Raw genomic sequence first — 23,792 nt, forward strand, 5'->3', positions numbered from 1 at the left:
AACCCCGCTCCGCTTGCAGACCTCCGGTCTGCAGGTTGCCAGCACTACTCACGGTTCCTTCCAATAGTCTTCTTTAATGAACCAATTGGGATTTACTTCATCTTCAATTCTTTTAACAACTCCAGGAATATCTATTTGTGAAATATCAGGTAAATAAAGTGGTCTTGGAACCATCCAGTTTAAACCTTCTTCATAAATTAGCCCTGTTCCTCTCGCATTTCCCACTTCATTTGATTCCACAATTGGCAAAGATTGCACATTAGTCATTGGAAATAACATCCTTTTTGTATCACTATCTGCACCATTTGGAGCCAGTAAAATCCTCGTATTAAATTGTAGTGAAGTGTCACGTGGTAATATTTCAGCTGACGGGCGTTGTATTCCTACCATTACATGTTGCCCCAAACGGGGCGAAACATAAATTGAAGCTTGTCTTGCACCAACTAACAATTGAAATAGATAGCGAGATATCTCGCTTCTAAGTTTTGGATCATTCAGAAAAATACCTAGTTCATCTATACAAATTATTATTGGCCTTACTGATCTACCAATTTCATCAGTGTAATCAGTAGAATCCATGCCAAATAAACCAGAAAAATTTCTATATCGGGATTGCATGTTTTCTACCATAATTCTTAATAACTTGGCTAATTGATTTGAAGTTACAGCGATGTCTTTATTTAAAATTGAACCTAAAGCCCCCTTTCCGTCTACAAAGTACACTTTAGATTTCATCCCTTGTATATCAGTAGAAATACCTTTAGTACTCATACTTGATAATGAGGCTAATAAAAGAGCGCTAGTCTTAGCACTACCTGTTACACCACTAACCAACATATGGGGTGATTTTTTCCAGTCAACCGTATGATTTCCAAATCTAATAATGCTAGAAGTCATAATTATTAATCCTCTGATGTTTGTGATTTAAATCTATTCGATAAATGGCATAGCCATTGCCAGTATCGGTTAAATAGGCTGAATGGTGGAATGCAGCACCCACTTGCATGGCTAACTGATTAATGTTAGTTGTATTACTAATACCGTTAGCATCGATTTTCAGTAAGTTATATCCATCACGCATATCAAGGGTTAGCACCGCACTTGCACGATACCAGGTAAGTGTATGATTATCTGCTCTATCTGTTAAATGGGCTGATGTTACCAATCTATGCAAGGCTTCCATCTCGCTAGGAAATAATATTCCTTCAATTACAGAGATTGATAAATGATACTGACTAAGTAGTGGTAATATCAGAAACCATATAGCTTTATGTGTACTGAATCCAAATATCAACCCTAAGAGAACGCCAATTACCAATAAACCAGCTTTTATTGCGTGATCCGGGTAATACCTTATCTTCAAGACTATCCCTCCTTAAAGATCAATCCTTGTGGTCTGTTTGAAATAGCCTGCGCTGGACTAATACTTAATACACGCATCCCATCAGCCGTTAAGCCTTCGTTTGCACCTACTTGCCACAAACGAATATTGTCGAAGGCTACAACCGGAATGGTTTTGCCTTCTAATAACGCCAAATTATCTTCCTCGCTCAATACACTTTTTTGTCCTTTGATTTTAAAAGTCAAATTCGTTCCTAATGCAAGATGTTGACTATTCAAAGCTTGAACGTTATAGACCGCTCTTGGTGCTACATTACCATCCTTATCTTCAACCTCTTCGGTGGATGATCCGTTCAATCTGAACAAATCTCCGGTAGCATACACCGTTGGGCGTTGCAATGCACTCGTAAGAGGCAAGCGTGTACTTTCATACTTTGAAGCAAAAGTACTTGGTGTACTGACCTCGTTATTAGCTTGAGCTCTATTCCTAGTATTTTCTTCTGCCATAATATTATCCTTTCTAAATAACACATAATGACTTTTTTCTTTTAAGGTATCTTCTCAATACCTTACGATCCTATAATGCTATATTTTAAGAAATAAAAAAAAGCCCCTGGGAGGGGACCTCCTGGGACTCATATTTAGTATTTTTAACGATTTCAAGAAAACAAAAAAATTCTTTTCTTTAGTTTTAAACTGTAAACATCAAGTATTAAGAAAGGAACATTGTATATGACAAACATTTTTGAAAAACAATCAATCTTAACCACTAATTATCAAAAGTTAACTCTGAAGAAAAGAAGACAAATTAATAAACTAACAATGTCAGTTTCCAAGCCTCCTTTAGCTCCAAATAATCTCCCTAATCTTTTAAAAGACTCTATAGCCAAGACCGCTAAACTAAAGGGGCTTAAAAAGCTATCGCAAGAACAGTATTATGACCAATATATATATAATTTTCCTAAAGAATGGGATCAATTACTCAGAGGGAAAGACGATATAACATCTATGCCGTTTGAGTCTTACAAAAAATACTTTAGAAGTGGTGGTAAACGTCCCAATCCACTTAGACTCCATAATTTATTAAGGTGTGCCTACATTACGGCAAATAATCCTGATTACATAAAAGATATTCCTAGTTGTTTTATTTATAGAGATCAAATATCACGAAACCATTTTTAAAGATCGAAAATCTTTTGATTTTTATTTAAATAGCGTTCTATCTAAGTCCTTTCTCGATGTAAAAAACATGGTATTTGTATTGTCATCTTTAACCAACAACAATCTAAATGCTTGGAATCAAGTTGATCAATGGAGCAAAGCTTATGGTAAATTTGGTCCAGTTGGAAAAGCCAAACTTGATTTAATCACTACTTTAAATAAGTTTGAAACTGGAGCTATTAATTTAAATAAATTTAGAAAGGAGCAAAATGTAATTGTTGGTTTTTCGTTTATCCCAGAATACGACTTTTCATCCCTTGATTTACATACGATCCGATATTCTCTATCTCAGCCGGACTATAGAGCAGCTTTTCCATCAACAATAAAAGAATTGGATTCAGTAGATTGTTTTTCTAAAATGGGTATATTAAATGAAAACTTTGTAAACACATGCTATGATCGCATTTCTAAGATAACAGATATAGTTCAATTTAACGAACAACAATTTATTTTTATCAATACTGTACAAATTTTGAAAGAAATTTTGAAAAAATCAAAACAGAAAGCAATAAATCAACCTTACTTTTATTACATATAAGATTTAAAGCATTATAACATTTTAAGATCTTATAAAATAAAAATTACATTACATAGTACTTTAGTCGGTTATATCAACTAACTCTAACCAAATTACAAAAACTCCTGGTTAACAAAATAGTAACCAAGAGTTTTTTAGAATTCAAATTTTCTTACGGATTGCTTTTCTGCTTCAGTTAATCCAAAGGCTGTCATAACCAATTCATCAACTTTATAATTCTCATTATCATAATTTTGATCTGTTTCCGCTTTGATCATTATATCTTTAACAACAGAACTGATTTTCAATTGAAGCTCTTCATTTATTTCTGGAATAGGGAATTGTCCCAGTTCATTAACTCGATATTGAGGGAAAGTTCTTCTTTGAAACTTATCAAACTTCATTAAAAACCATAGAGTCATTAGCTTAGAATTAATTATTCCTAACAAAGATAATGGATCAATTTGAATATTACGAATTATCATCGTATTCATATCATTGATAATATTTTCATCAGTATATGCTGCTTGAATGCCATACGTTGCCTTTTTAGGTATTTGTCGAACTAAAATACGTGATCCTTTAAAGTATTCCGGCTTTCTCATTGCAGCCAAGTTAGGACCATATTTGATATATCCACTACTTAATGATATTGAATACCTATCAATATCTCCACCTTCAACATATGGTAAATAAGTGCCATCAATTTTAGTATCCGAGTTAAAAATATGATTTTGACCATCAAGAGCTGTTTGTTTTGGAGTTCCCTTGCCTGTCTCGTATCTTTTAACACCTGATTTTAAGTCTGCTAATGATTCTCGAGCAAGTGGAGCAAAAGAATTAATTTTCCAGTATGCATCAATAGCTTCTTTGTATTTAACCATAGAAATACTAAATATAGGTTTTTCACCAAAGAAATCATTTTTCACTGTGCCAACAGTATCATAATCCCCATTTTTCAAGGTCCCTACTGTAATTGAATTAGCTTTGGCCTTTTTAGCAAAAACTAAGCAATTATCTACGCTAGCATCGGCAAAAAGTTTATCGAGTGAATTAATCAATATTAAGTCTGCAAAATTTTCTTTTAAAAAGTCACGGGTTTTCTGTGCTTTTTGTAAGGTCAACAAATTATTAGGAACAATATATGCCAAATAACCATCTTTTCTTAATAAGTTATACCCCAATTCAAGAAATAATTGATAAGTATTAATTTGATACTCATTAACTACATATTCTTCCTTAAAGTACTCCTTCTCTCTTTCTCCAAAAGTCTTTGAACGAGCGGCTAAATAAGGTGGATTGGCAATCACAATATCAAACCCTACAAAATCACCATTCTCGTCTAAAACCTCAGGAAACTCGATTCTCCATTCCAACCCATTACTAAACATTGGATCATTTTTATGGTTATCAAAATTTTCTTGCGCTTTATCAGCTTCTTCTTTTAACTCTTTAAAGCGCTGATTATCAAATTTTTCAAAGAAACTTGTCTGTCCAGCCCCAGCCAATTCTGACTCTAACTTACGCAATTTTTGACCAACGGGAGTTGTAAAACTAGCAAATAATTTATCCTTTATTTTCTTAATACTGTCATTAATATCCGCTTTAACCTGTTTATCACTAGTTTCTTTATATTGTTTTACTAATGATAGATATTCTTTAAAGCTCGTACTACGTAAATCAAAAGTAGCATCTAATTTAAAACGATGAATAAGACTATCACCAGTTTTGATATTAATATCAATATTAGGAAGAGTAGTTAAAATCCGATTACTATTTTCATCTACTGAATAGTAAGCATTCTTCAACAATTCAATCCATAATCTTAAACGACAAATATTAACCGAGTTAGGATTTAAATCAACACCATAGAGACAGTTTTCAATAATCCTTTGCTTTTGATGGAAAAGCGCCTTTTGAATTCTTAATGTAGCAGGTTTATTAGCATCATATGCAAAATTATCACCAGTTTCTGTTTGAATGATCAATTCATCATTAACCACAGTACATTGAATATCATTCATCAATCTACCATCCGTATCAAAAAGAACTCTTAAGGACGATTTAATTGCTATCAATTCATTCAAGATAGATACAAGAAAGTGCCCTGATCCAACGGCAGGATCTAAAACTTTTAGTTCATCAATTGCATAACTTATTTTTTTACGATCTTCCATAGAAAAATCGTAATCTCTCATACGCATTCCCAATTGAACAACGTTTTTGGCATTCCATCCCATTACTTCATTTACTTTAGTTAAAACCGCTTGTCTTACGGCTCTCTTTGCCATATACATAGTAATTTTACCTGGAGTAAAGAATGATCCATCCTTATAACCATTGATTTTTTCAAAAATAAGTCCTAAAACAGATGCATTAATTAATTGATCTTGCTCTTTTTTACTCTTTGCTCCTACAGCAGAAGTAAAATCATATGAACTTAAGAATTTAAATAAGTAGTCAAGAATTGATATTTTTCCCGTTAATTTTTTACCATCGTTATCTTTTAAATTGGTCTTAGAATAAACTTCTATGTCTCCCTCACGTAACTCATTAATAGTTATTCCTTTACCTGATTTTTCTAAGTCTGTGGCTTCAAATAAAGAAGAATTCATATAAGGCACATTAGTATATTCCACTTTAATTCTCGGGTGTCTTTCATCTAATCTCTTAGCCATAACAGCAAAAAATAAATTATTAATATCATCAAAAGTATGAAGTTTTTTATAGTTTAAGAATTTATAATCTATGCTATTGTTAAACGAAACTAATGATGATTCTAATAACTTCAAGAATAGGATTCTATTGACCCAAACCACGACCAATTGAACAGCAATATCAAAGCTTTCTTTTTCTGGGACATCTTTCATGTCTAATTGCTCAATAGTATTTTCAACAAGGGATGCATATTGACGTTTATTTTCTTTCAAACGATCAATAACTTTGTTATCACTCTTCTTATGTTCTTCAAGCCCCATAATATAAAGAAGCTCATTATAAAAATTCTTATTAAGACTATTTGAATCAGAAAATATTTCTTCGTTCAACAGATTTTCTGAACTAAAGAAACGATACAGTTGAGTTATTTGATTTTGTTTAAATCGGTCTGTGCCCTTTACTAAGTAATCCTGTAAATTAAAATATCCAATCTTAATTTTTTTATTTAAAGCTTTATCAATTTCAGATGCTACAACTTCATCATACAAAAAATCCGTTGTCGTTCCGGATAATTGTCGTTTCTCAAATTTCTTAAAATTTTCAACTAATTTTTTATTTTTAATAAAATGTTTCTCTAATTCTTTAGAGTCTATTACAAAAAATTCATAACCATTAGTTACAATTCCACGTTTAACTTCAAGATTTTTATTAATTATCCGTTCTTTTAAGTAATATGAAACTAGTTCTCTAAATCCCTTTGCATTTAAATTGCTAGTACTCATCATTTCAGTCTTATTATTTAATTTCTTATATTCAACGATCACTCCAACAGTGCTTTCACTATTATTCCCGTTATAGATAGCTAAATCTATTCGATCACTAGTATTAATTTGATTATCAGGAATTACAGTTTCAAGAAAGTCTCTAAAAATTCCTTTTTGAAATTCTTCACCTTGATTTTCATTATTTTTCAAAGATTTAATATAATTAGTAATATTATTTTTAAAATCTTCTTTTTGATCTTCTTGAGGCATTACCGCTTGAACATTTCTATTTATTAATTGCTTCAAATTCAAAAGTTGCTTGTCAATCATCATTGTTCTCCCAAAAAATAAGATATTTTTATTTTACCCCCAATAAAAAGTAAAAAGCTCCTAGTTTAATAATAACTAAGAGTTTTTCTTTGCTGCTTAATTTGTTGGCTCAAACAAAACACTAGCCGCATAGTAATCATTATACATATCTGAAATACCATCTAATAATAGATCACACAAGTTCTTTTATGTTTTTCCAATATTATGATAATCTACTGAATTACGTGCTGTAAACAATAAATTAACAAAAGTTGTCTCCCTTGAAGTCAACTTTATTGGATCCTTTCTAAAATATTTCACATAATCTTGAGCAGTTGGATTTTTTGGAAAACTGATCTGAACCCTTAAGTTTAGACATTTAATTATGTCTGCTTTTAGAACGGAAAGTTCTCGGCATTTAACCGGTGACTTTTTTTATCGCCCTAGAAAGTCTACACCATGCAAAAAGCCCCTTAAAGGGGCCCAACAAAGAACTACCAACCGCTATCCATCCTATTTTATTTTTGAATGGGTCGATATATTCTCTCTTACTTATACTGTCTCTTACTCTATCTTCTTATTCCTGTTCTCTTATATATTTCGCTATGGTTTTTTGATTCAATCCTACAGTGCTCACGTAATATCCCTTAGCCCAGAAATTTCTGTTTTCATAATTATATTTCAAATTGGCATGTCTCTCATGAATTATTATGGTACTTCTACCTTTAAGATACCCCATAAAACTTGAAACACTCATTTTCGGAGGTATTTTTACAAGCATATGTATATGATCCGGCATTGCATGTGCCTCAATGATTTCTACTTCTTTCAGTTCACAAAGTCTTCTTAAAATCCTCCCTATGTCTTGTCTTAAATCCCCATATATCACTCTTCGCCTGTATTTCGGAGTGAACACTATGTGATACTTACAATTCCATCTTGTGTGTGCTAAACTACTATCGTCATTTGATTTAGACATAAAAAAATCCCTTTCGCATTATAAATTGGTTGGTAGCCTTTTATAATTATAGCGAAAGGGATTTTTAACGCTAAAGCTATTTTCACCCCCACACGTAAAACGTGTGGTTTTATTCAACATATTAAACAAAAAAGGACCTGCCGTTGATGGCAGATCCTTTTTAACTATTTTTCTACTTTATACTTCATCTTCTCTCATGATGATATCTTTAATTTTTTCATTATTTCATCAGGATATACTTCTGGAAATTTTCTTAAATATAAACCTACTCTGAAAATATCCTTAATTTCCTCAGTATACTCACTATCTTCAAAGTCAAAATATGCTTCACTTTTAAGATTTTCCTCTTCATCGATAGTAACAGTATCCAAAGATTCTGATATATCTACAATTGAGGTGATTTTAATTTCTTTCATATCATTTTGAATGAATACCTGAAAACTGTGAATGATTACCACCCTCACACATAACAATTCCTAAAGGATAAACATACTCATTTCTAATATTCGTATTGGATTCATCAAGATTGTTTCCTGAATTACCACCAATGTGTATCAAATTATCTATTATTCTCTCATTATGCCAAGGTTGTACTATAATTGCTGCCTCATTCGATCTTATGTAAATAGGATTTTTTAACAAATCAATCGTTTTATACTTTTTTACTTCATAATGATATGGTGGTGTGTACCAGCCTGTGTTGTTCATTGTTGAATGTGGCATTCTTAAAGTTTGATAAGCCATTTGATAATTTAAAGAAGAACAAATTATTTTAAGAATTTTGATTAATGTTCTTTGTCTTTCCATAGGCTGAATTCCTATGCTTGATCCATTTAACAAATATCTAATGGACCTAGATAGTTCATTTTTTCTAACTATTTTTTCTTCTTTTTTTCTTTTTTATTAAATATATTTTTAAACATTTTTGTCCTCTTTAAAAAATTAAAACAACTATTTCGTATGATTTGTATCCAAAAGCATATTTACCCACCCAAATATAAGTCTAAAAATTAATTTGATCATCTCAAAGAGAAATAGCAATCATCATGATAATGCCCTTATGGACAACAGAGATTAAGTACAAAATTCTAATTAACTTACTTTTGAGACAAATTGCATATTCTAGTCCTAAACTGGTAGTGTATAACTTGATATGAATGTTTAAAATATTAAGCATCATTTAGGAGGAATAAAAAATATGAGCAGTTATGTACAGAAACATAGCAATATAATTTCTAGGGAAGTTAGAAACATAGTTACTCAACGGTATCAGAACGTAACCAGCGCATCAAATCGAACATTTTGGCAATCAAACAGTAATACAAATCACTCCATTTATGTTGGATCATATGGCAGAGGCACAGCTGTCAAAACAGGAGATATAGATATATTATGTTCTCTGCCAAAATCAGAATTTGATCATTTTAATAACTCCAATGGTAATGGTCAATCAAGACTTTTACAATCTCTACGAAATTCTATTTTAGTTTCTTATCCCCACAGTGATATTCGAGCCGATGGTCAAGTAGTTAAAATATCATTTTCAGATGGTATGAAGTTTGAAATCTTACCTGCCTTTCATCAGTTAGATCCATGGGGATTAGAGCTATCTAGCTTTCGTTATCCTGATTCAAATATGGGTGGAAAGTGGAAATCTACAGATCCCAAGGCTGAACAAAAGGCTGTTCATATAAAGAATAAAGAAAGCAATGGCCTTTATCAAGCTACATGTAGACATCTGCGAATTATTAGAAATGATCATTTCAAAAGCTTTCATCTATCAGGAATCGTGATTGACAGTTTTGTATATTCAGCAATGCAAGGCTGGAGATTTACTCCAACTGGGGAACAATCCAAATCGTCATTGGGAGATTATGAAAATGTACTTTTAAAATATTTTTATGATCATTATTCAGATGCTCTTTATTCTCCGGGCAGTCAACAAAAAGTTGATTTGAATTCAAATAGTGAAGCGCTTGAGAAAGTATTAAATTATTTAGTTAAATAATGAGTATACATAAATATGGATAATTATCATAAGAAATTAATGAATCAATTGCGAGAATCATATGGAAAGCTTACATATACATATACAGCGCATAATAAAATGGCAAATCGAATGAACCGTAAAGCAAATAACATTGCTTTTTCTAAAATAATTTTGTCTGCTATATCAACAGGTGGATTATTAGGTACTATATTTCTTGATAAATATTATTTAAAAATAATAACTGCATTAATCTCAACAATATTATTAATTATTAATTTATATTTCAAAGAATCGCAACTTTCTGAAAAAATTCTAGAACACCGTAAAGCAGCGGACTCCCTTTGGTTAATACGTGAACAATATATATCTTTAATGACTGATTTCGAACAACTTTCAATAGATACAATATGTACTCAACGAGATCATTTAATAGATGCATCCAGCAAAATTTATAATAATTCTCCTAGAACTGATTCAAAAAGTTATGTTGCCACTCAAAATGCCCTTAAAAATGATGAAGAGCAATTCTTTACTGAAGAAGAAATTGATAAAATGCTACCAAAGCATTTACGGAATACTAAATGCAATTAATTATCAATATATGCTTGTGAAAATAAAATGATATTAGAAAGTTTGAGTGATAATTCCCTTCTTCCTAATACCATTTTATAATTTATGTTATTGGAATTATCATGGCTCAATTCTTTTCGACCATGCTTCCCTTCCCTTTAATTCTTTATCTCTTGTAATAAGTTCGCTCAATTTAACGTTGAAATCAAAATTTCCAAACGTAGTATTAACAGAAATTGTATTATTCTTTTTAATATTTATATTCTTTAGGTCTTCATCATATATTGGCCAAAATAAATATCCTTGTACAATTCCATATGGCTTTATTGTAACAATTGGTTTTATCCATTTTTCAGATATTGGAAATGACTCCATCCTACCCCGACCACCTGCAGTAATCCCATAAGGTAATTTATGAATACTCCTCCTAACTTCAACCGAATATTCACTTCCCGGTTGAGTATATTGGTTATATTCATAAAGACTATTTAATTTAAAAGAACTTATTGAAATTGGGTTAGAACTCTTATTTTTTAATGTAACTTCAATAATCACTCTGTACCGTCTATTTGAATATATATCTGGATTGTTTTCGTCCTTATCATTCCATTCCGGCTCAATAACTACTGATGTCTTCCCTCTATGAGCTTGTTCCAAAACAAGATTTGGCTTCCCATGAAGATATGAAATCAAGGATAATACGGCCGATCCGATTGCAATAATTAAGGACATCGTTGAAATTACAATTGGAGTCCAATCAGTCCAATTTAAAGGTTGAACCGTAGTCATTATTTTTAATAAATCTAAATTCATATATATCACCATATTTTAAAGAATTAGTTATTACTATAAAAAAGCCCTGCCATCAACGGCAGAGCTTTATTTTTTATAATAACTTTTGGCTGGGTTTTGGCTGGGAACCATGCTAATTCACATGGTTTTTACCATTAGTTCCGAGTTATAAAGACTGATATATAGGCATCCGCCTTCAAGTTAACTTGGCTCTTTATTCCCACTCAATAGTTGCAGGCGGCTTAGAAGTAATATCATAAACTACACGGTTAACATGATCGACTTCATTTACGATTCTAACGGAGATCTTTTGCAATACATCCCAAGGAATCTGAGCAAAATCAGCTGTCATACCATCGATTGATGTAACGGCACGGATACCGATTGTATAATCATAAGTTCTACCATCGCCCATAACACCAACTGAACGAATTCCTGGCAAGACTGTAAAGTATTGCCAAATTTTTTCGTCTAAGCCGTTCTTAGCGATTTCGTCACGAAGAATCCAGTCACTATCACGAACAATTTGTAACTTATCCTCAGTAACTTCGCCAATAACACGAATTCCAAGACCTGGGCCTGGGAATGGTTGACGCCATACAAGGTCGTGTGGCATTCCTAGTTTTTCACCAAGCTCACGAACTTCATCTTTGAACAATGTTCTAAGTGGTTCGATCAACTTAAATTGCATGTCTTCTGGAAGTCCACCAACATTATGGTGAGATTTGATTGTTTGAGCAGTACTTGTACCACTTTCGATAACATCTGTATAAAGTGTTCCTTGAGCTAAGAAGTCGATACCATCCAACTTAGTAGCTTCATCGTTAAACACTTGGATAAATTCGTTACCAATGATCTTACGTTTTCTTTCCGGATCAGTTACGCCAGCAAGTTTGTCTAAGAAACGTTTTTGAGCATCAACTTTGATGATGTTCAAACCAAACTTACCTTCCAAACTATCCATAACTTGATCTGCTTCATTTTTACGAAGAAGACCATGATCAACGAAGATACTTGTCAATTGTGTTCCAATGGCCTTGTGTAGTAAAACACCAACAACAGAAGAATCAACACCACCAGATAATCCAAGAAGAACCTTCTTGTCACCGACAGTATCACGAATCTTTTGAATTTGTTGATCAATGAAATCATCCATTGACCAGTTAGCTTCTGCACCACAAACGTCAAAGGCAAAGTGTTTCAAGATTTCTGAACCGAACTCAGTATTTCTAACTTCGGTATGGAATTGTACACCATACATTTTCTTTTCGTCATTAGCGATTGAAGAAATAGGTGCATTCTTACTTGTTGCAACAACTTTGAACCCAGTAGGTGCTTCTCTTACAAGATCACCATGACTCATCCAAACATATTGTTTTTCAGGTAAGCCTTTGAACAATACAGAATCTTTTTCTGTAACAGTAATATCAGCACGTCCGTATTCACGGTTATCAGCTGATTCTACTTTTCCGCCAAGATTATAAGACATCAATTGCATACCGTAACAAATACCAAGAATAGGAATACCTAACTTGTAAATGTCTTGGTCGATTGAAAAGGCATCTTTATCGTAGACACTCATTGGTCCACCAGAAAGAATAATACCTTTAGGATTGATTTCTTTAACTTCTGCAGCAGTAATAGTATTTGGTAGTAACTCAGAGTAAATTCCAATATCTCTGATTCTACGAGTAATCAATTGGTTATATTGACTACCGTAATCTAGAACGATGATGCTATCAGCATCAGGCCATTGCTTGCTCAAATCAATTTCCCCCATTTTTTTATTTATTCTATTGTATACGAAATTGAGCTCCATGTCATATATTGTATACGCTTAATATTTACGAAGATAAATTTTGTCAATTTGGTGATCCTCAGACTTATGCAAAATCAGATTAGCCCGGTTCATTGTCGGTTTAATATAATCACGCAAATTTGGATAGTTGATCGTATCCCAAACGTTTCTAGCCATTGCCATAGCATCTTTTTCTGGCATCTGGGTGAATTGATAATAATAACTGTTTGGATCATTTCTAGCTAAGTCTAATAGCGTTTCAAAGCGATTCAAGAACCACGCTTCAACATCTTTGATCTCAGCATCAATATAAATCGAAAAATCAAAGAAATCACTGACATAAATCTGTGCATTATGAGGTAATTGTAATACATTTATTCCTTCAACGATCAAAATATCTGGATTGTCTGTTTCTTCATATCTTCCCGGAATGATGTCATAAATATTATGTGAATAAAGTGGATACTTAATTTTTCCACCTTTAGTTTTGACTTCACCTAGAAAATTTAAAAGTTTCTCCATATCATAAGTTTCTGGGAAACCTTTCTTGTTCATTAAATTGCGTTCCTTCAGAATCTTACTAGGATACAGAAATCCATCCGTTGTCATCTGTGAGACTTTATATTGTGGATAAGCTCTTTCCAACATAATCTTTAACAATCGTGCAGTTGTACTTTTACCAACCGCCACGGAACCGGAAACTCCGATTATAAAAGGAATTTTCCGTGTTGATCCGTCAACAAATTCATTCTTTAATTTGGTTAGTTTTCGATAGTTCTTCAAATAAATATGAAGTAAATGACGGATCGGTGCGTAAACTGAACGAACATCATCAATTGAAATCTCATCATCTAAAGATTTGATTTTACGCAATTCACCATCGGTAATGGCTTGTTTAGTATATTCGCCGTGGAAATTTTCCCATTGTTTTCTAGTAAATTCATCATAGTTAGCTAAACTTTGCATATTATTAAACCCTGCCCAATATAATAATTAACTTTTATTAGTTTTCTGGTATTCTAGTATAGTATAGAACTTTTTCAACAAAGGAAACATATATGAAGAGAATAGTATTATTTGGGGACTCAACCATGATGGGATTTCGGAATGGAAAAGCCAGCGATATCTTGGCAAAACGCATTCGGAATGACTTTCCAGGTTTTGAAGTCATTAACATGTCGATTTCAGACTACAAAACCAATAATGCTATGACACGTGTTGATCGTGTTAAAAAGCTGAATCCTGCTGTTGTCATACTTGGATTCGGTGTCAATGATATTTCCATAGACGATGAAATCAAACCCGGTAAATTTGCAGCTAATCTGACTAATATAATAGAAACTTTGGGCAGTCAAAGGGTAATTTTACTATCTCCACCCTACATTGACTGGCTCAAGGACCCAACAAGGCCTTGGACACGTCAATTACAATTTGAATTGGTAACAGAACATCTCAGCAAGCAATTAAATGTACCATACATTGATTTATTGCATGATATGGCTAACTGTACTGATCCAAAGGAATTATTACAAGAGGATGGTTTGCACTTTACCAAGCAAGGTTATAATCTCTTAGAAGACGATTTAATACCAGAAATTAAAGCTACACTAACGGATGTGTTAGTGTCGAACTGAAGGAGCACTTTATGGATTTAAATATTCCTCAAAAATATTTTATTTTATCGTGTAACGAAAAAGGTAGTATTCGTATTTTTAAGAATACCAGACGTCGTGCTTATTTGGCGGAAAGTTCATTTTTTGACTTAGCGTTGAATGATATTATTGATTTAACAGATAACAGTGTCATCATTAATAAGGTTTTGCCAGACGACAAAAAATATCTGAACGAATTTTTCCAAATTATCAATAAAAATCAAGGTAAAAGTGTCACTCATGTCTTACGAGCAATGGCAACCAACGAAAAAATCACTCGAATTATTTATAACGAAATCGGTGATTCACTGGTAGATAAAGTTGACGTTACTAAGGCTGTGACCGGTTTAGTTTTTAAAACTAATAATTATTTACCTAATCGGAGTGTTAAAAGAGAACTTGTGGCAGATCTTCGCAAGGAAATCTTAACCGCTGAAAAAGTTTCTCCAGAGGCATTTGCACTCTTGGCAACACTTTATGGTAACCATGATTTGAAGTTTTACTTCTCCCAATTTGAGCAAAAACAATTGAAGGACAAAATGGATCTTTATCAAAAAGATCCTACTTATGAGAAGTTGTTTGAATTATCGAAGCGTTTGAATCGTGTTACTTTGACATTATTGAGTTAAAGACTCAAAAGGCCTGATTGTTTATTCAATCTGGTCTTTTTTTATAATAACTTTAATTAAGGAGAAAAAAATGAACTTTACCAACCTTCGTTATTTTTGTGATGTTGCCCATCTACATAGTTTTTCTCAAGCAGCCGAAGAAAATTTTATTTCTCAAACCGCCATTAGTCAGCAAATCGCCAAGTTAGAAACCGAACTTGGCATAACTCTAATTGATAGAGCTAAATTACCTATCGAACTAACAAGAATTGGTAAAGTAGTATACAAACGTTCACTAATAATTCTTGGACAATATGATGTTCTAAGGGGGGAGATAGCTCAACTAAAGCAGACACCAAAGTTATTAACTGTAGCTTATCCCAATGGTGCCGTAGAACCTGTTGAAAATTTGGTCTTACCGGTCATCAAATCTATCACTGACTTAGAACTCTTCTTGGTTAAAAGCGACTTGAATGATATTCAAGATAAATTATTAAATAAAACCGTTGATCTAGCAGTAAGTTTTGATTCAGAAATCACCGCAACTCAGCAACTATCCACATTACCGTTAGCTCAAGGTAATTATGACGTAGTAGTCGGTCCAGATCATCCCTGGTATCAAACTAAGACAATTACCCCTCAACAATTATTAAATCAACCAGTTATCTATGTAGTTAATCGACCAAATACCAATTCTTACTTGAAAATGAAAGACCATTCTAAAGCTGATAATGTTCCTTTAAATATTACTGCCACAGTCTCAGATATTGATACTGCTTTACTTCTAGTGCAACTCAATAAAGGAATTACTTTTATGCCTGATTACAAACAATTAACTAACAATTTTAATTCTTTACATCGGGTTAGGATAACCAACAGCCAACATAAGTATCAGATTTGTTTGGTCTGGAGAAAAAATGATTCTAATCCTGACTTAAAACAAGTTTTGCGAAAGTTTCATAGATAGAAGTATTTACTTATATCACACCATATTTTGATATTGGCAATTGTTAAAACATTCACATAAAATGAATTTAACAATAAATTAAAGGTGGTATGATTTTATGTATAAGTATATTTTTACTGGCGTTGATGGTAATTTTGGTGGCAAGGCAGCTGAAATTGCTTTAAAAGTTTTGGATAAATCTCAATTAATTTTTACTGCACCTACATCAAAGGGATTAGAAAAATATCAAGAACAAGGTATAGAAACCAAAACCACTGATTTTAACGACCCTGATGGTCTAGCCAAGGCATTCATGGGAGCAAAAAAAGTTCTATTAATCTCAATGCCATTTGTAGGAGAAAAACGTCGTCAAGCACACAAAAATGTTATTGATGCCTGCTTAGCTAGCGGAGTTAAACAAATAGTGTACACATCTTTAGTAAATGCTTCCGACCCAACTAATCCAAGTATTGAAAAACTAGATCATGCTTGGACAGAATCATATATTGAAAATACTGATTTAGACTACATTTTTTTACGCAATTCTCAATATGCTGAAGCTATGATTTCTAATTATTTTGCTATGGCAAAGACAGGTGTATTAGCTAATAATCAAGCAGACGGCAAAATAGCTTATATTTCTCGCCAAGATTGTGCTACTGCTGCGGCTTATGCCATGGCCTCTGACTTAGAACACTCAATTTTGAATATCAACGGCCCTGAATTAATGACCATCAGCGACTTTGTAAAGATTGGTAATGAAGTTTCTGGGAATAACGTTAAATACCAAGCAGTTAGTGATGAAGAAGACTACGCTATTTTTGATAAAATGGGAGTTCCTCGTAATACTGATGGCGACTTTAAGAAAGATAGCTCTGCACCCTTCTCATCTGATGGAATGGTTACTTTTGGCAAAGCTATTCGCGAGGGTAAAATGAATACTTACTCTGACGATTATTTCAAATTAACTGGTCAGAAGGCTAGAACTGTTAAATCCATGTTTGAAAATTCTGAAGAATATCAAATTGGTGCACGTCACTCAGTTGATGCTTAATGGAGGAACCAAATAAGAAATAGTCTTTCAATATTTAATTCCATAAATATAACAGATAAATCTTAATCACTATAAAGAAGACAAATTGCGAATGCAATTTGTCTTCTTTTATTTAACTTCCATAATTTTCTAATTACGAATCATTCTTTATTTTAGAAACATACTCTAATGAACCTTTTTTACTGCAAATAATTTAGCTATTCGATAATTATAATATTGTTTAGAAAAAGCCAACAATTGTCCTGAATTCAAATATGTTTCATCTTGAACTACCAAACTTGGACTATCAATGGGAAGTTTCATAAATTCACTTGCTGATTTAGGCAACGGCTCACTCATGATCAATTGATCGATAAATCCAACTTTAGTATCACGTTGTTGTTCAAAATAATGAAACAATGATCCATATAAATTTTTCTCAGGAATCTCCTTAATTACCGACTGCAAGTAATATGAATGTTCTAAAACATAAGGAACATCATCTAGAGAACGATATCTTTTTACCTCAATTAATCTACTATCTGGCTCAAAATCCCACGTATCAGGTAAAAACTCTGCCGCCGAAACGGGAACAATTTCTTCACTGGCCTTTTTAGTTGTCAAATTTCGACCAATACGGGCCGCCTCATCTGATAATCCTCCAGTATGATCTAAAACGATCGAACCGATATCTTGTTGTGGTCGGACAAAAGTTCCAACTCCATGTACCTGATAAACATACCCTGTTGTACTCAATTGTTTTAAAGCATGACGTAGGGCATAACGGGTTACCTGATAGCGTTCCATCAATTCTGGTTCAGATGGTAATTTTCTATTTTCATCCATTAACTGTCCAGATTGAATTCCCGTAATAATTTTTTTAACTAAAATACTAGTATCATTTTTCGTTGTCATTATTTACCCCTATCGATACAAAAAACGTACTTCGATTGATAGAAGTACGTTCTTCAACTTAGTATTATCATACCTCATTAACTGAGATCTGCACCGTTTGTTTCAATCACTTTATGGAACCAATTAAAGGAATCTTTCTTTCCTCGAGCTAAAGTTCCTTCTCCGGCATCGTTTTTATCGACATAAATCATGCCATAGCGTTTGTCCATTTGTCCAGTACCAGCCGAAACTAAATCAATAAATCCCCAAGGCGTATATCCCATCAGATCTACACCGTCATATTCGACAGCTAATTTCATTTGATTGATATGTTTTCTTAAATAATCAATTCGGTAATCATCATGAATCATGCCATCAGTATCTTTTTTATCAAAAGCACCTAGACCGTTTTCAACGATGAATAATGGTAAATCATATCGATCGCTGAACCAATTCATAGCATAGCGTAATCCAATCGGATCAATTTCCCAACCCCAATCAGATCTAACTAAAGCGGGATTCTTAACCTCATGATTCTTCATTGGTGTCATATAATCTACTGGTTCGTTTTCATCAGCCTTGATTACATGGGAAGCATAATATGAAAAACCAATATAATCAACTGTTCCAGCCTTTATAACATCCAAATCTTCCAATGTTATATCTAGATCAAATTTCTTATTATTAAAGTAATTCTTCAACCAATTTGGATATTTACCCTTGCATTGCACATCAGCAAACCAATAACTAGCTTGCATAGCACGTTCTGCCTTCATTACATCTTTAGGATCAGGAGTTGCAGGATAAGTTGGACCCATTGCCAACATACAACCAATTTGGAAATCTGGATTAATTTCATGACCAATTTGAACCGCCAAGGCACTAGCAACCGATTCGTAATGACCGGCTTGGTACATTACCTCTTCAGCATCCTCTCCTGGTTGAACTAGTATACCTGAATCAGTAAACAATCCCCATTCATTCAAACCAGTTTGATTATTAATTTCATTGAATGTCATCCAATATTTAACCTTGTTTTTATAGCGTTTGAAAACAACTGTCGCAAATTTGGTAAAGAAGTCGATCAATTTACGACTACGCCATCCGCCATATTCTTGTACCAAATGATAAGGCATTTCAAAATGTGACAGGGTAATAACTGGTTTAATATTATATTTATGTAATTCATCAAATAAATCATCATAGAATTTCAACCCAGCCTCATTAGGCTCAGTTTCATCTCCATTTGGAAAAATTCTTGTCCAAGCAATACTTGTTCGGAAACACTTCAAACCTAATTCGGCAAACATCTTGACGTCTTCACGATAATGGCCATAAAAATCAATTGCTTCATGATTAGGATAATTTTTTCCTGGAATGATTCCATCAGTGATCTCTCGAGCAGTTTCATTGTCACCTGCCGTCATAACATCAGCAATACTGACCCCTTTACCATCGGTATTCCAACCACCTTCTAGTTGATGAGCAGCAACGGCGCCACCCCATAAAAATCCATCTTTGAATCCTGTCATAAGATATTTTTCTCCTTAGATTTAAAGTTTAATAAACATTAAGCTGCAGCAACTTCTGTTTTTGCTTGTTCTTCGTTGTATAGTTTGTTGTCATAGAATTTAATAAATGGGAACCAAATCAAAAAGGCAATCAAAGCACAGACAATAGCCAATACAAAGGCACGCCAATCCCCACCGGAACCAATGAATCCTGATAGTCCTACAGGTGTAGGCCATGCAACTTGGGCAATCGGTGGATTAACCATATGTACCTTAATTGCAAAGTAGGCTACTGACATTGATGTCATTGGAGCCAAGAAAAATGGAATGGCCGTATATGGATTATAAACAACCGGCATACCGAAGAGAATTGGTTCATTGATATTGAAGAAAGCAGGAACGATACTGGCCTTACCAAGAGCACCCAGTTGAGCCGATTTGGCAAAGAACGCGATGAAAATAACCATTCCAAGTGTGGCACCAGAACCACCAATAGTTACGAAACAGTTGTTGAACTCGCCGGCATATGGCAAGTTTCCACCATGTTGATTTACAACCATATTTGACAATACGATTGGTGTTAAAAATGAGGTAACGATTGTAGCACCGTGAATACCGACTAACCAAAGAGCATGCATAAGGAAATAAATAACCAATAATCCGACCCACGTATTAGCAATATTCGTAACAAATCCAAATGGAATAGCAATGATCTTATAGATATCTGTATGCATTGCTACCAAAATCCCGTTGATAAGAATTACTGTAATAGCAATAGTTGCTGTTGGAATCAAAGCTGTAAATGAACGTGCAACCCCTGCTGGAACCGTTTCAGGCATCTTGATAGTCCAGTTACGTTTAACACACAAAGCATAAATTTTAACTGCAATAATTGACATGATAATAGCTGTAAAAATACCAGTTGTACCTAATCTTGTTACTCCGCCAGCCATTTCCCATCCGTCAACAATCTTAGTATCTTTATTTATGACACTAATTAGTGTCATAGCACCGTTTTTGAAAATCAATTCAGGAATACACATAAAGAAAGCCATCATTGAAATCAAAGCTCCATTAAGGGGATTAACTTCAATCTTTTCTTCCTGTGCTTGAATTCTCGTATATTCATAACCAAATACTAAACAGAAATATAATGAAAGAATTCCCATTGTGGCTTGATTAGCCAACATATATAATGGCGTAATTTTATCAAATGTAACATTAAAGAATCCTTGTAATACCGGAAAACTTTGTGGCAAAACACTGATGATCAAAAACATTGATCCAACGATCGTAAAAGGAATCGTAGCCATCCCTGCGGCCATAACTCCACGAACTATCCTAAATTGAGCCAATTTTCCCATTGGTCCCATTAAATGTTTGTTGAGAAATTGAAATAACTTGTTGTTACTTTCATCCATTGAAATTCACTCCCCTAATTTTATAAACTTGCTGAAAATTGTTTAATATGTTGTAAATAACGATCTCGATCATGCTCAATCAAATAACTTCGATACTCAAGTAAAGAACTGATAATGATTCCCACTGATAAGAATCCAATTAGCCAACCTTCACTTTTGGAAGTCAAGAATGGATAAAACACTGATCTTTGACCTAATGTCACACTAATAATCAGTAACAAGTTAAAGACGGCTTGGAGGCCATAATAAATTCTTGTGATAGGTAATTTATGATTATATTTCCAATACTTACCAACTTGTTCAACCATGACAGCTCCGGCTCCCATCAATAATCCCAACGGTAGTAAACTAATCCAACTTCCAGAACCCATCATAATAATGAACCAATATAAGTTGATAAAGAAAAATATTGCCGTTATATATCTAAAAATTAAAAAACGATTAAAATGCATACTGATTAAGCTCAGTTTTTTACCCCCGTTTAATTGCTTTGATGTTTTAGGTGACATCATTTGAATGTTCTCCCCTCTTACAAAATAGTCATCCGAATGAGTACTCGTTCGAATGACTATATAGTAGCAAATTTGTTGTTCTATGTAAACGCTTTTATAAAATAACTTTCTACTCAAGCAAAAAACAACTGTTCCATTCACAGCAAAGAGACCCATAATCAAAGCTAATTTTTACTTATGTTTGGTTAGGGTGTAAGTATTAGGAGGATTCTATTTGGATATATATAGTGGATGCCGCACTCCACTGCACAAGGAACAGTTTCGGAACGTGGTGGCCACAGTTTCAAGCCAATTCTGCAAATTGTCTCGAAATCTGGGCTTTTTGTAACCAGCAAAACTGGTAACAAAAATTTCACCACTGAAAACTGTCCTTGTTCCGTTACGTGCTAGACAATCGTTGTTATTTTAGGACTCAGCATTGCGGCAAGTATAAATAGTTCTCTTCCAAATTATCCAATATTCAAAAATAGTCTGTATTGATATCGATCAATGTTCTTTTTCGAACAGAGATGAAAATCAATACAGACTATTTATTTTTGTCAGTAAAACTAAAGCTATTTGAATAACAAAATATACAACAGTTAAGTAGCCTGGAGCAAAAATTAAAATCGGCTCAGCCATGAGATTTTTCTTGGCGGGTTTCCCGCCTAGAAAAAGGTCGAGCTTGGAAATCGCGTGCAGCGTGAGTTTCAAGTCGTGCCCATGGTGTTCCGGCCGAATTTTAATTTTTGTGGAAGGTGGCATCTACCATTTACAATCTAACCAATCTTAAGAAAAGACCTGCTTCGATTATTAGATTCTCATTTTCTATGCTCGATGCCAAGCAGCATATCCAATTGTTGGGAACAATCCAACCAATCGACTAATTTGTTCTTGATCCATCTTAAACTCGATTGCTGGTAACAATGAATTGACTGCATCTTCAGCCTGATCACTGATCTCAGTCACACCAACCAAACGTCCATCTTTATCATGAATCTGTTTGCTTTGAGCAATTGGCTCCTTATCGACTATGTAATACCAATAATTAGCCAAATCACTATCAGTAATTGTATAACCTTTTTCTTCTGCCTCCTCAACCGAAATACCTGCTTGAGCTATTCTTGGTGAGGTAAACACAACTGAAGGAATTACCGGCATTTCAATTGGCTTATTCGTTTGTCCTGAAAATAATTGCATCAAATATTTAGATTCAAAATAAGCGGCGGGAGTAACCTTTGGTAGGTCATTTGAAATGACATCACCTGAGGCGTAAATATTTTCAACATTTGTTTGTAGATATTCGTTAACAAACACACCTGTTTGATCATATTTAACACCAACTTTATCCAACCCCAAGTTATCAAGATTAGGAACTCGCCCTGTGGCATCCAAAATCCAATCAGTGGTTAACTTTTGGTTATCTCCATAATTAACTTGATAGCCATCATCCACTTCCTCAAAGGATTTCACATTAGCATTTTCAATAAAATTAACGCCACGTTTCTTCAAATCATCAACTACCAACTTAACATAAGGCTGATAAAACTTTCTCAAAACCTTATCTGAATGTAGCATCACTGTTACCTTTGCACCGGCTGCGTTAGCCATTGTCGCGAATTCCATACCAATGTAACCTGATCCAATAATCGTTAAATTCTTAGGTAGAGTCGACAAATTCATAAATTCTTCACTATCATGAGCTAGCTGTGTCCCAGCAACATCCAAACGATGAGGTCTTAGACCAGTTGAAATAACTATTTTTTCAGCTGTAATCTCTTTATCCCCCACTAATACCGTATGATTATCCTTGAATTTTGCATGTCCTTTAATAATCTCAGCACCAGCATCTTCCAATCGTTTCGTCAATCCTTGAGGTAATGGATCAATTATTTCTTGTTTATGTTCAACATTTTTATTCCAATCAATTGAGATATTTCCTTGTAAAACTTTCCCCAAACGTTCAGCTTCTCTGACCATCTTTACTGGTTCATCCAAAGTGATTTTGGCATTACAACCACGGTTAGGACAAGTTCCACCTACCAATCCACTTTCAATAACTCCAACTGGCACACCAGTTTTGGCCAATGGAGTTGCCCCATCAAAAGTTCCATGACCTGCTCCAATGTAAAGTACATCATAATCAAATTTTTTAGACATTGCCCAACCTCCAAGAAATATTTTATATATCCAAAATAAAACATTTCTGAGATTGTGACAATGTTTTTGGTTTATACAAAAAATAGTAATAACAATCATTTTCTGATTGTTATTACTATTTTTGTAATTTATTTGAT

Annotated in this window: 22 protein-coding genes and 1 pseudogene; 8 read left to right on the top strand and 15 right to left on the bottom strand. The window is 33.6% G+C overall.

The window, feature by feature from the left end; all coding sequences use genetic code 11:
* Nucleotides 1–48 precede the first annotated feature (48 nt).
* Genes CBP76_RS02620 through CBP76_RS02630 form a run of 3 tightly spaced genes read right to left on the bottom strand, consistent with a single transcriptional unit; the run spans nucleotide 49 to nucleotide 1,848 of the window.
* Nucleotides 49–897 carry a P-loop NTPase family protein gene (locus CBP76_RS02620; RefSeq protein ID WP_102195377.1) on the bottom strand — a complete coding sequence of 283 codons (849 nt, stop codon included), beginning with the start codon at nucleotides 895–897 and terminating at the stop codon, nucleotides 49–51.
* Nucleotides 887–1,363, bottom strand: a complete 477-nt coding sequence (locus CBP76_RS02625; protein ID WP_102195378.1) for a hypothetical protein — start codon at nucleotides 1,361–1,363, stop codon at nucleotides 887–889. The genes CBP76_RS02620 and CBP76_RS02625 overlap by 11 nt, the downstream gene beginning before the upstream one ends.
* A 2-nt stretch (nucleotides 1,364–1,365) precedes the next feature.
* Nucleotides 1,366–1,848, bottom strand: coding sequence for a hypothetical protein (locus CBP76_RS02630; protein WP_102195379.1), 483 nt, complete (start codon nucleotides 1,846–1,848; stop codon nucleotides 1,366–1,368).
* A gap of 225 nt (nucleotides 1,849–2,073) precedes the next feature.
* Here CBP76_RS02630 and CBP76_RS02635 point away from each other — a divergent pair, with 225 nt between their 5' ends.
* Both CBP76_RS02635 and CBP76_RS02640 read left to right on the top strand, forming a co-directional pair.
* Nucleotides 2,074–2,523: a hypothetical protein gene (locus tag CBP76_RS02635; RefSeq protein WP_102195380.1), complete on the top strand. Its 450-nt coding sequence runs from the start codon at nucleotides 2,074–2,076 to the stop codon at nucleotides 2,521–2,523.
* A 67-nt stretch (nucleotides 2,524–2,590) separates the two neighbouring features.
* A complete protein-coding gene (locus CBP76_RS02640) occupies nucleotides 2,591–3,100 on the top strand; it encodes a hypothetical protein (protein WP_102195381.1) in 510 nt (169 codons plus the stop codon).
* 134 nt (nucleotides 3,101–3,234) lie between these two features.
* On the opposite strand, the gene CBP76_RS02645 is transcribed toward CBP76_RS02640, so the two are convergent.
* From CBP76_RS02645 to CBP76_RS02660, 4 genes and pseudogenes are all read right to left on the bottom strand, one after another.
* On the bottom strand, nucleotides 3,235–6,831 hold the full coding sequence (locus CBP76_RS02645) for a type IIG restriction enzyme/methyltransferase (protein ID WP_425430294.1): 3,597 nt from the start codon (nucleotides 6,829–6,831) through the stop codon (nucleotides 3,235–3,237).
* A gap of 559 nt (nucleotides 6,832–7,390) precedes the next feature.
* Nucleotides 7,391–7,789 (bottom strand): annotated as a pseudogene (gene tnpA / locus CBP76_RS02650) (IS200/IS605 family transposase); the annotation flags it as partial.
* Between the two features lie 194 nt (nucleotides 7,790–7,983).
* Nucleotides 7,984–8,205 (bottom strand): hypothetical protein, encoded by a 222-nt coding sequence (locus CBP76_RS02655; protein WP_102195383.1) that lies wholly within the window; start codon nucleotides 8,203–8,205, stop codon nucleotides 7,984–7,986.
* A 1-nt stretch (nucleotide 8,206) separates the two neighbouring features.
* Nucleotides 8,207–8,596, bottom strand: a complete 390-nt coding sequence (locus CBP76_RS02660) for a DUF6710 family protein (protein ID WP_102195384.1) — start codon at nucleotides 8,594–8,596, stop codon at nucleotides 8,207–8,209.
* 391 nt (nucleotides 8,597–8,987) lie between these two features.
* Between CBP76_RS02660 and CBP76_RS02665 the strand changes: the two genes are divergently transcribed.
* Together CBP76_RS02665 and CBP76_RS02670 are read left to right on the top strand one after the other, a co-directional pair.
* The gene (locus CBP76_RS02665) at nucleotides 8,988–9,797 is read left to right on the top strand and encodes an SMODS domain-containing nucleotidyltransferase (protein ID WP_102195385.1); all 810 of its coding nucleotides are present in this window, start codon (nucleotides 8,988–8,990) and stop codon (nucleotides 9,795–9,797) included.
* 15 nt (nucleotides 9,798–9,812) lie between these two features.
* On the top strand, nucleotides 9,813–10,370 hold the full coding sequence (locus tag CBP76_RS02670; RefSeq protein WP_102195386.1) for an SLATT domain-containing protein: 558 nt from the start codon (nucleotides 9,813–9,815) through the stop codon (nucleotides 10,368–10,370).
* A gap of 99 nt (nucleotides 10,371–10,469) precedes the next feature.
* Here the strand turns inward: CBP76_RS02670 and CBP76_RS02675 are convergent, their stop codons facing one another.
* The 3 genes from CBP76_RS02675 to coaA form a co-directional block, all read right to left on the bottom strand.
* Entirely contained in the window at nucleotides 10,470–11,162 is a 693-nt protein-coding gene (locus CBP76_RS02675) for a hypothetical protein (RefSeq protein WP_102195387.1), read from the bottom strand.
* A 193-nt stretch (nucleotides 11,163–11,355) separates the two neighbouring features.
* The gene (guaA, locus tag CBP76_RS02680; protein WP_102195388.1) at nucleotides 11,356–12,921 is read right to left on the bottom strand and encodes a glutamine-hydrolyzing GMP synthase; all 1,566 of its coding nucleotides are present in this window, start codon (nucleotides 12,919–12,921) and stop codon (nucleotides 11,356–11,358) included.
* 57 nt (nucleotides 12,922–12,978) lie between these two features.
* Nucleotides 12,979–13,905: a type I pantothenate kinase gene (coaA, locus tag CBP76_RS02685; protein ID WP_102195389.1), complete on the bottom strand. Its 927-nt coding sequence runs from the start codon at nucleotides 13,903–13,905 to the stop codon at nucleotides 12,979–12,981.
* A gap of 92 nt (nucleotides 13,906–13,997) precedes the next feature.
* On the opposite strand from coaA, the gene CBP76_RS02690 reads away from it, so the two are divergent.
* The 4 genes from CBP76_RS02690 to CBP76_RS02705 all read left to right on the top strand — a co-directional run bounded on the left by CBP76_RS02690 (nucleotide 13,998) and on the right by CBP76_RS02705 (nucleotide 17,199).
* Nucleotides 13,998–14,573 (top strand): SGNH/GDSL hydrolase family protein, encoded by a 576-nt coding sequence (locus CBP76_RS02690; protein ID WP_102195390.1) that lies wholly within the window; start codon nucleotides 13,998–14,000, stop codon nucleotides 14,571–14,573.
* Nucleotides 14,574–14,584: 11 nt separating this feature from the next.
* Entirely contained in the window at nucleotides 14,585–15,220 is a 636-nt protein-coding gene (locus tag CBP76_RS02695; protein WP_102195391.1) for a GPP34 family phosphoprotein, read from the top strand.
* A 70-nt stretch (nucleotides 15,221–15,290) separates the two neighbouring features.
* Nucleotides 15,291–16,166: a LysR family transcriptional regulator gene (locus CBP76_RS02700; protein ID WP_102195392.1), complete on the top strand. Its 876-nt coding sequence runs from the start codon at nucleotides 15,291–15,293 to the stop codon at nucleotides 16,164–16,166.
* A gap of 97 nt (nucleotides 16,167–16,263) precedes the next feature.
* The gene (locus CBP76_RS02705; protein WP_102195393.1) at nucleotides 16,264–17,199 is read left to right on the top strand and encodes an NmrA family NAD(P)-binding protein; all 936 of its coding nucleotides are present in this window, start codon (nucleotides 16,264–16,266) and stop codon (nucleotides 17,197–17,199) included.
* A gap of 165 nt (nucleotides 17,200–17,364) precedes the next feature.
* Here the strand turns inward: CBP76_RS02705 and CBP76_RS02710 are convergent, their stop codons facing one another.
* From CBP76_RS02710 to CBP76_RS02735, 5 genes are all read right to left on the bottom strand, one after another.
* Nucleotides 17,365–18,093, bottom strand: coding sequence for a GntR family transcriptional regulator (locus CBP76_RS02710; RefSeq protein ID WP_102195394.1), 729 nt, complete (start codon nucleotides 18,091–18,093; stop codon nucleotides 17,365–17,367).
* A gap of 77 nt (nucleotides 18,094–18,170) precedes the next feature.
* Nucleotides 18,171–19,604, bottom strand: a complete 1,434-nt coding sequence (locus tag CBP76_RS02715; protein WP_102195395.1) for a 6-phospho-beta-glucosidase — start codon at nucleotides 19,602–19,604, stop codon at nucleotides 18,171–18,173.
* A gap of 38 nt (nucleotides 19,605–19,642) precedes the next feature.
* Complete coding sequence (gene celB, locus CBP76_RS02720) at nucleotides 19,643–21,004, bottom strand: PTS cellobiose transporter subunit IIC (protein WP_102195396.1); 1,362 nt, start codon at nucleotides 21,002–21,004, stop codon at nucleotides 19,643–19,645.
* 20 nt (nucleotides 21,005–21,024) lie between these two features.
* Nucleotides 21,025–21,516, bottom strand: a complete 492-nt coding sequence (locus CBP76_RS02725; RefSeq protein ID WP_102195397.1) for a hypothetical protein — start codon at nucleotides 21,514–21,516, stop codon at nucleotides 21,025–21,027.
* 807 nt (nucleotides 21,517–22,323) lie between these two features.
* Nucleotides 22,324–23,655 (bottom strand): dihydrolipoyl dehydrogenase family protein, encoded by a 1,332-nt coding sequence (locus CBP76_RS02735; protein ID WP_102195399.1) that lies wholly within the window; start codon nucleotides 23,653–23,655, stop codon nucleotides 22,324–22,326.
* Nucleotides 23,656–23,792: the final 137 nt, after the last annotated feature.

It is taken from the genome of Companilactobacillus nuruki (assembly GCF_002872255.1).
Lineage (GTDB): Bacteria > Bacillota > Bacilli > Lactobacillales > Lactobacillaceae > Companilactobacillus > Companilactobacillus nuruki.

Excerpts from the sequence above, each read along its gene's own strand:
- CBP76_RS02620 (WP_102195377.1), bottom strand. The coding sequence starts at position 897 with ATGACTTCTAGCATTATTAGATTTGGAAATCATACGGTTGACTGGAAA.
- CBP76_RS02630 (WP_102195379.1), bottom strand. The coding sequence starts at position 1,848 with ATGGCAGAAGAAAATACTAGGAATAGAGCTCAAGCTAATAACGAGGTC.
- CBP76_RS02635 (WP_102195380.1), top strand. The coding sequence starts at position 2,074 with ATGACAAACATTTTTGAAAAACAATCAATCTTAACCACTAATTATCAA.
- CBP76_RS02640 (WP_102195381.1), top strand. The coding sequence starts at position 2,591 with ATGGTATTTGTATTGTCATCTTTAACCAACAACAATCTAAATGCTTGG.
- CBP76_RS02645 (WP_425430294.1), bottom strand. The coding sequence starts at position 6,831 with ATGATTGACAAGCAACTTTTGAATTTGAAGCAATTAATAAATAGAAAT.
- CBP76_RS02655 (WP_102195383.1), bottom strand. The coding sequence starts at position 8,205 with ATGAAAGAAATTAAAATCACCTCAATTGTAGATATATCAGAATCTTTG.
- CBP76_RS02660 (WP_102195384.1), bottom strand. The coding sequence starts at position 8,596 with ATGGAAAGACAAAGAACATTAATCAAAATTCTTAAAATAATTTGTTCT.
- CBP76_RS02665 (WP_102195385.1), top strand. The coding sequence starts at position 8,988 with ATGAGCAGTTATGTACAGAAACATAGCAATATAATTTCTAGGGAAGTT.
- CBP76_RS02670 (WP_102195386.1), top strand. The coding sequence starts at position 9,813 with ATGGATAATTATCATAAGAAATTAATGAATCAATTGCGAGAATCATAT.
- CBP76_RS02675 (WP_102195387.1), bottom strand. The coding sequence starts at position 11,162 with ATGAATTTAGATTTATTAAAAATAATGACTACGGTTCAACCTTTAAAT.
- guaA (WP_102195388.1), bottom strand. The coding sequence starts at position 12,921 with ATGGGGGAAATTGATTTGAGCAAGCAATGGCCTGATGCTGATAGCATC.
- coaA (WP_102195389.1), bottom strand. The coding sequence starts at position 13,905 with ATGCAAAGTTTAGCTAACTATGATGAATTTACTAGAAAACAATGGGAA.
- CBP76_RS02690 (WP_102195390.1), top strand. The coding sequence starts at position 13,998 with ATGAAGAGAATAGTATTATTTGGGGACTCAACCATGATGGGATTTCGG.
- CBP76_RS02695 (WP_102195391.1), top strand. The coding sequence starts at position 14,585 with ATGGATTTAAATATTCCTCAAAAATATTTTATTTTATCGTGTAACGAA.
- CBP76_RS02700 (WP_102195392.1), top strand. The coding sequence starts at position 15,291 with ATGAACTTTACCAACCTTCGTTATTTTTGTGATGTTGCCCATCTACAT.
- CBP76_RS02705 (WP_102195393.1), top strand. The coding sequence starts at position 16,264 with ATGTATAAGTATATTTTTACTGGCGTTGATGGTAATTTTGGTGGCAAG.
- CBP76_RS02710 (WP_102195394.1), bottom strand. The coding sequence starts at position 18,093 with ATGACAACGAAAAATGATACTAGTATTTTAGTTAAAAAAATTATTACG.
- CBP76_RS02715 (WP_102195395.1), bottom strand. The coding sequence starts at position 19,604 with ATGACAGGATTCAAAGATGGATTTTTATGGGGTGGCGCCGTTGCTGCT.
- celB (WP_102195396.1), bottom strand. The coding sequence starts at position 21,004 with ATGGATGAAAGTAACAACAAGTTATTTCAATTTCTCAACAAACATTTA.
- CBP76_RS02725 (WP_102195397.1), bottom strand. The coding sequence starts at position 21,516 with ATGATGTCACCTAAAACATCAAAGCAATTAAACGGGGGTAAAAAACTG.
- CBP76_RS02735 (WP_102195399.1), bottom strand. The coding sequence starts at position 23,655 with ATGTCTAAAAAATTTGATTATGATGTACTTTACATTGGAGCAGGTCAT.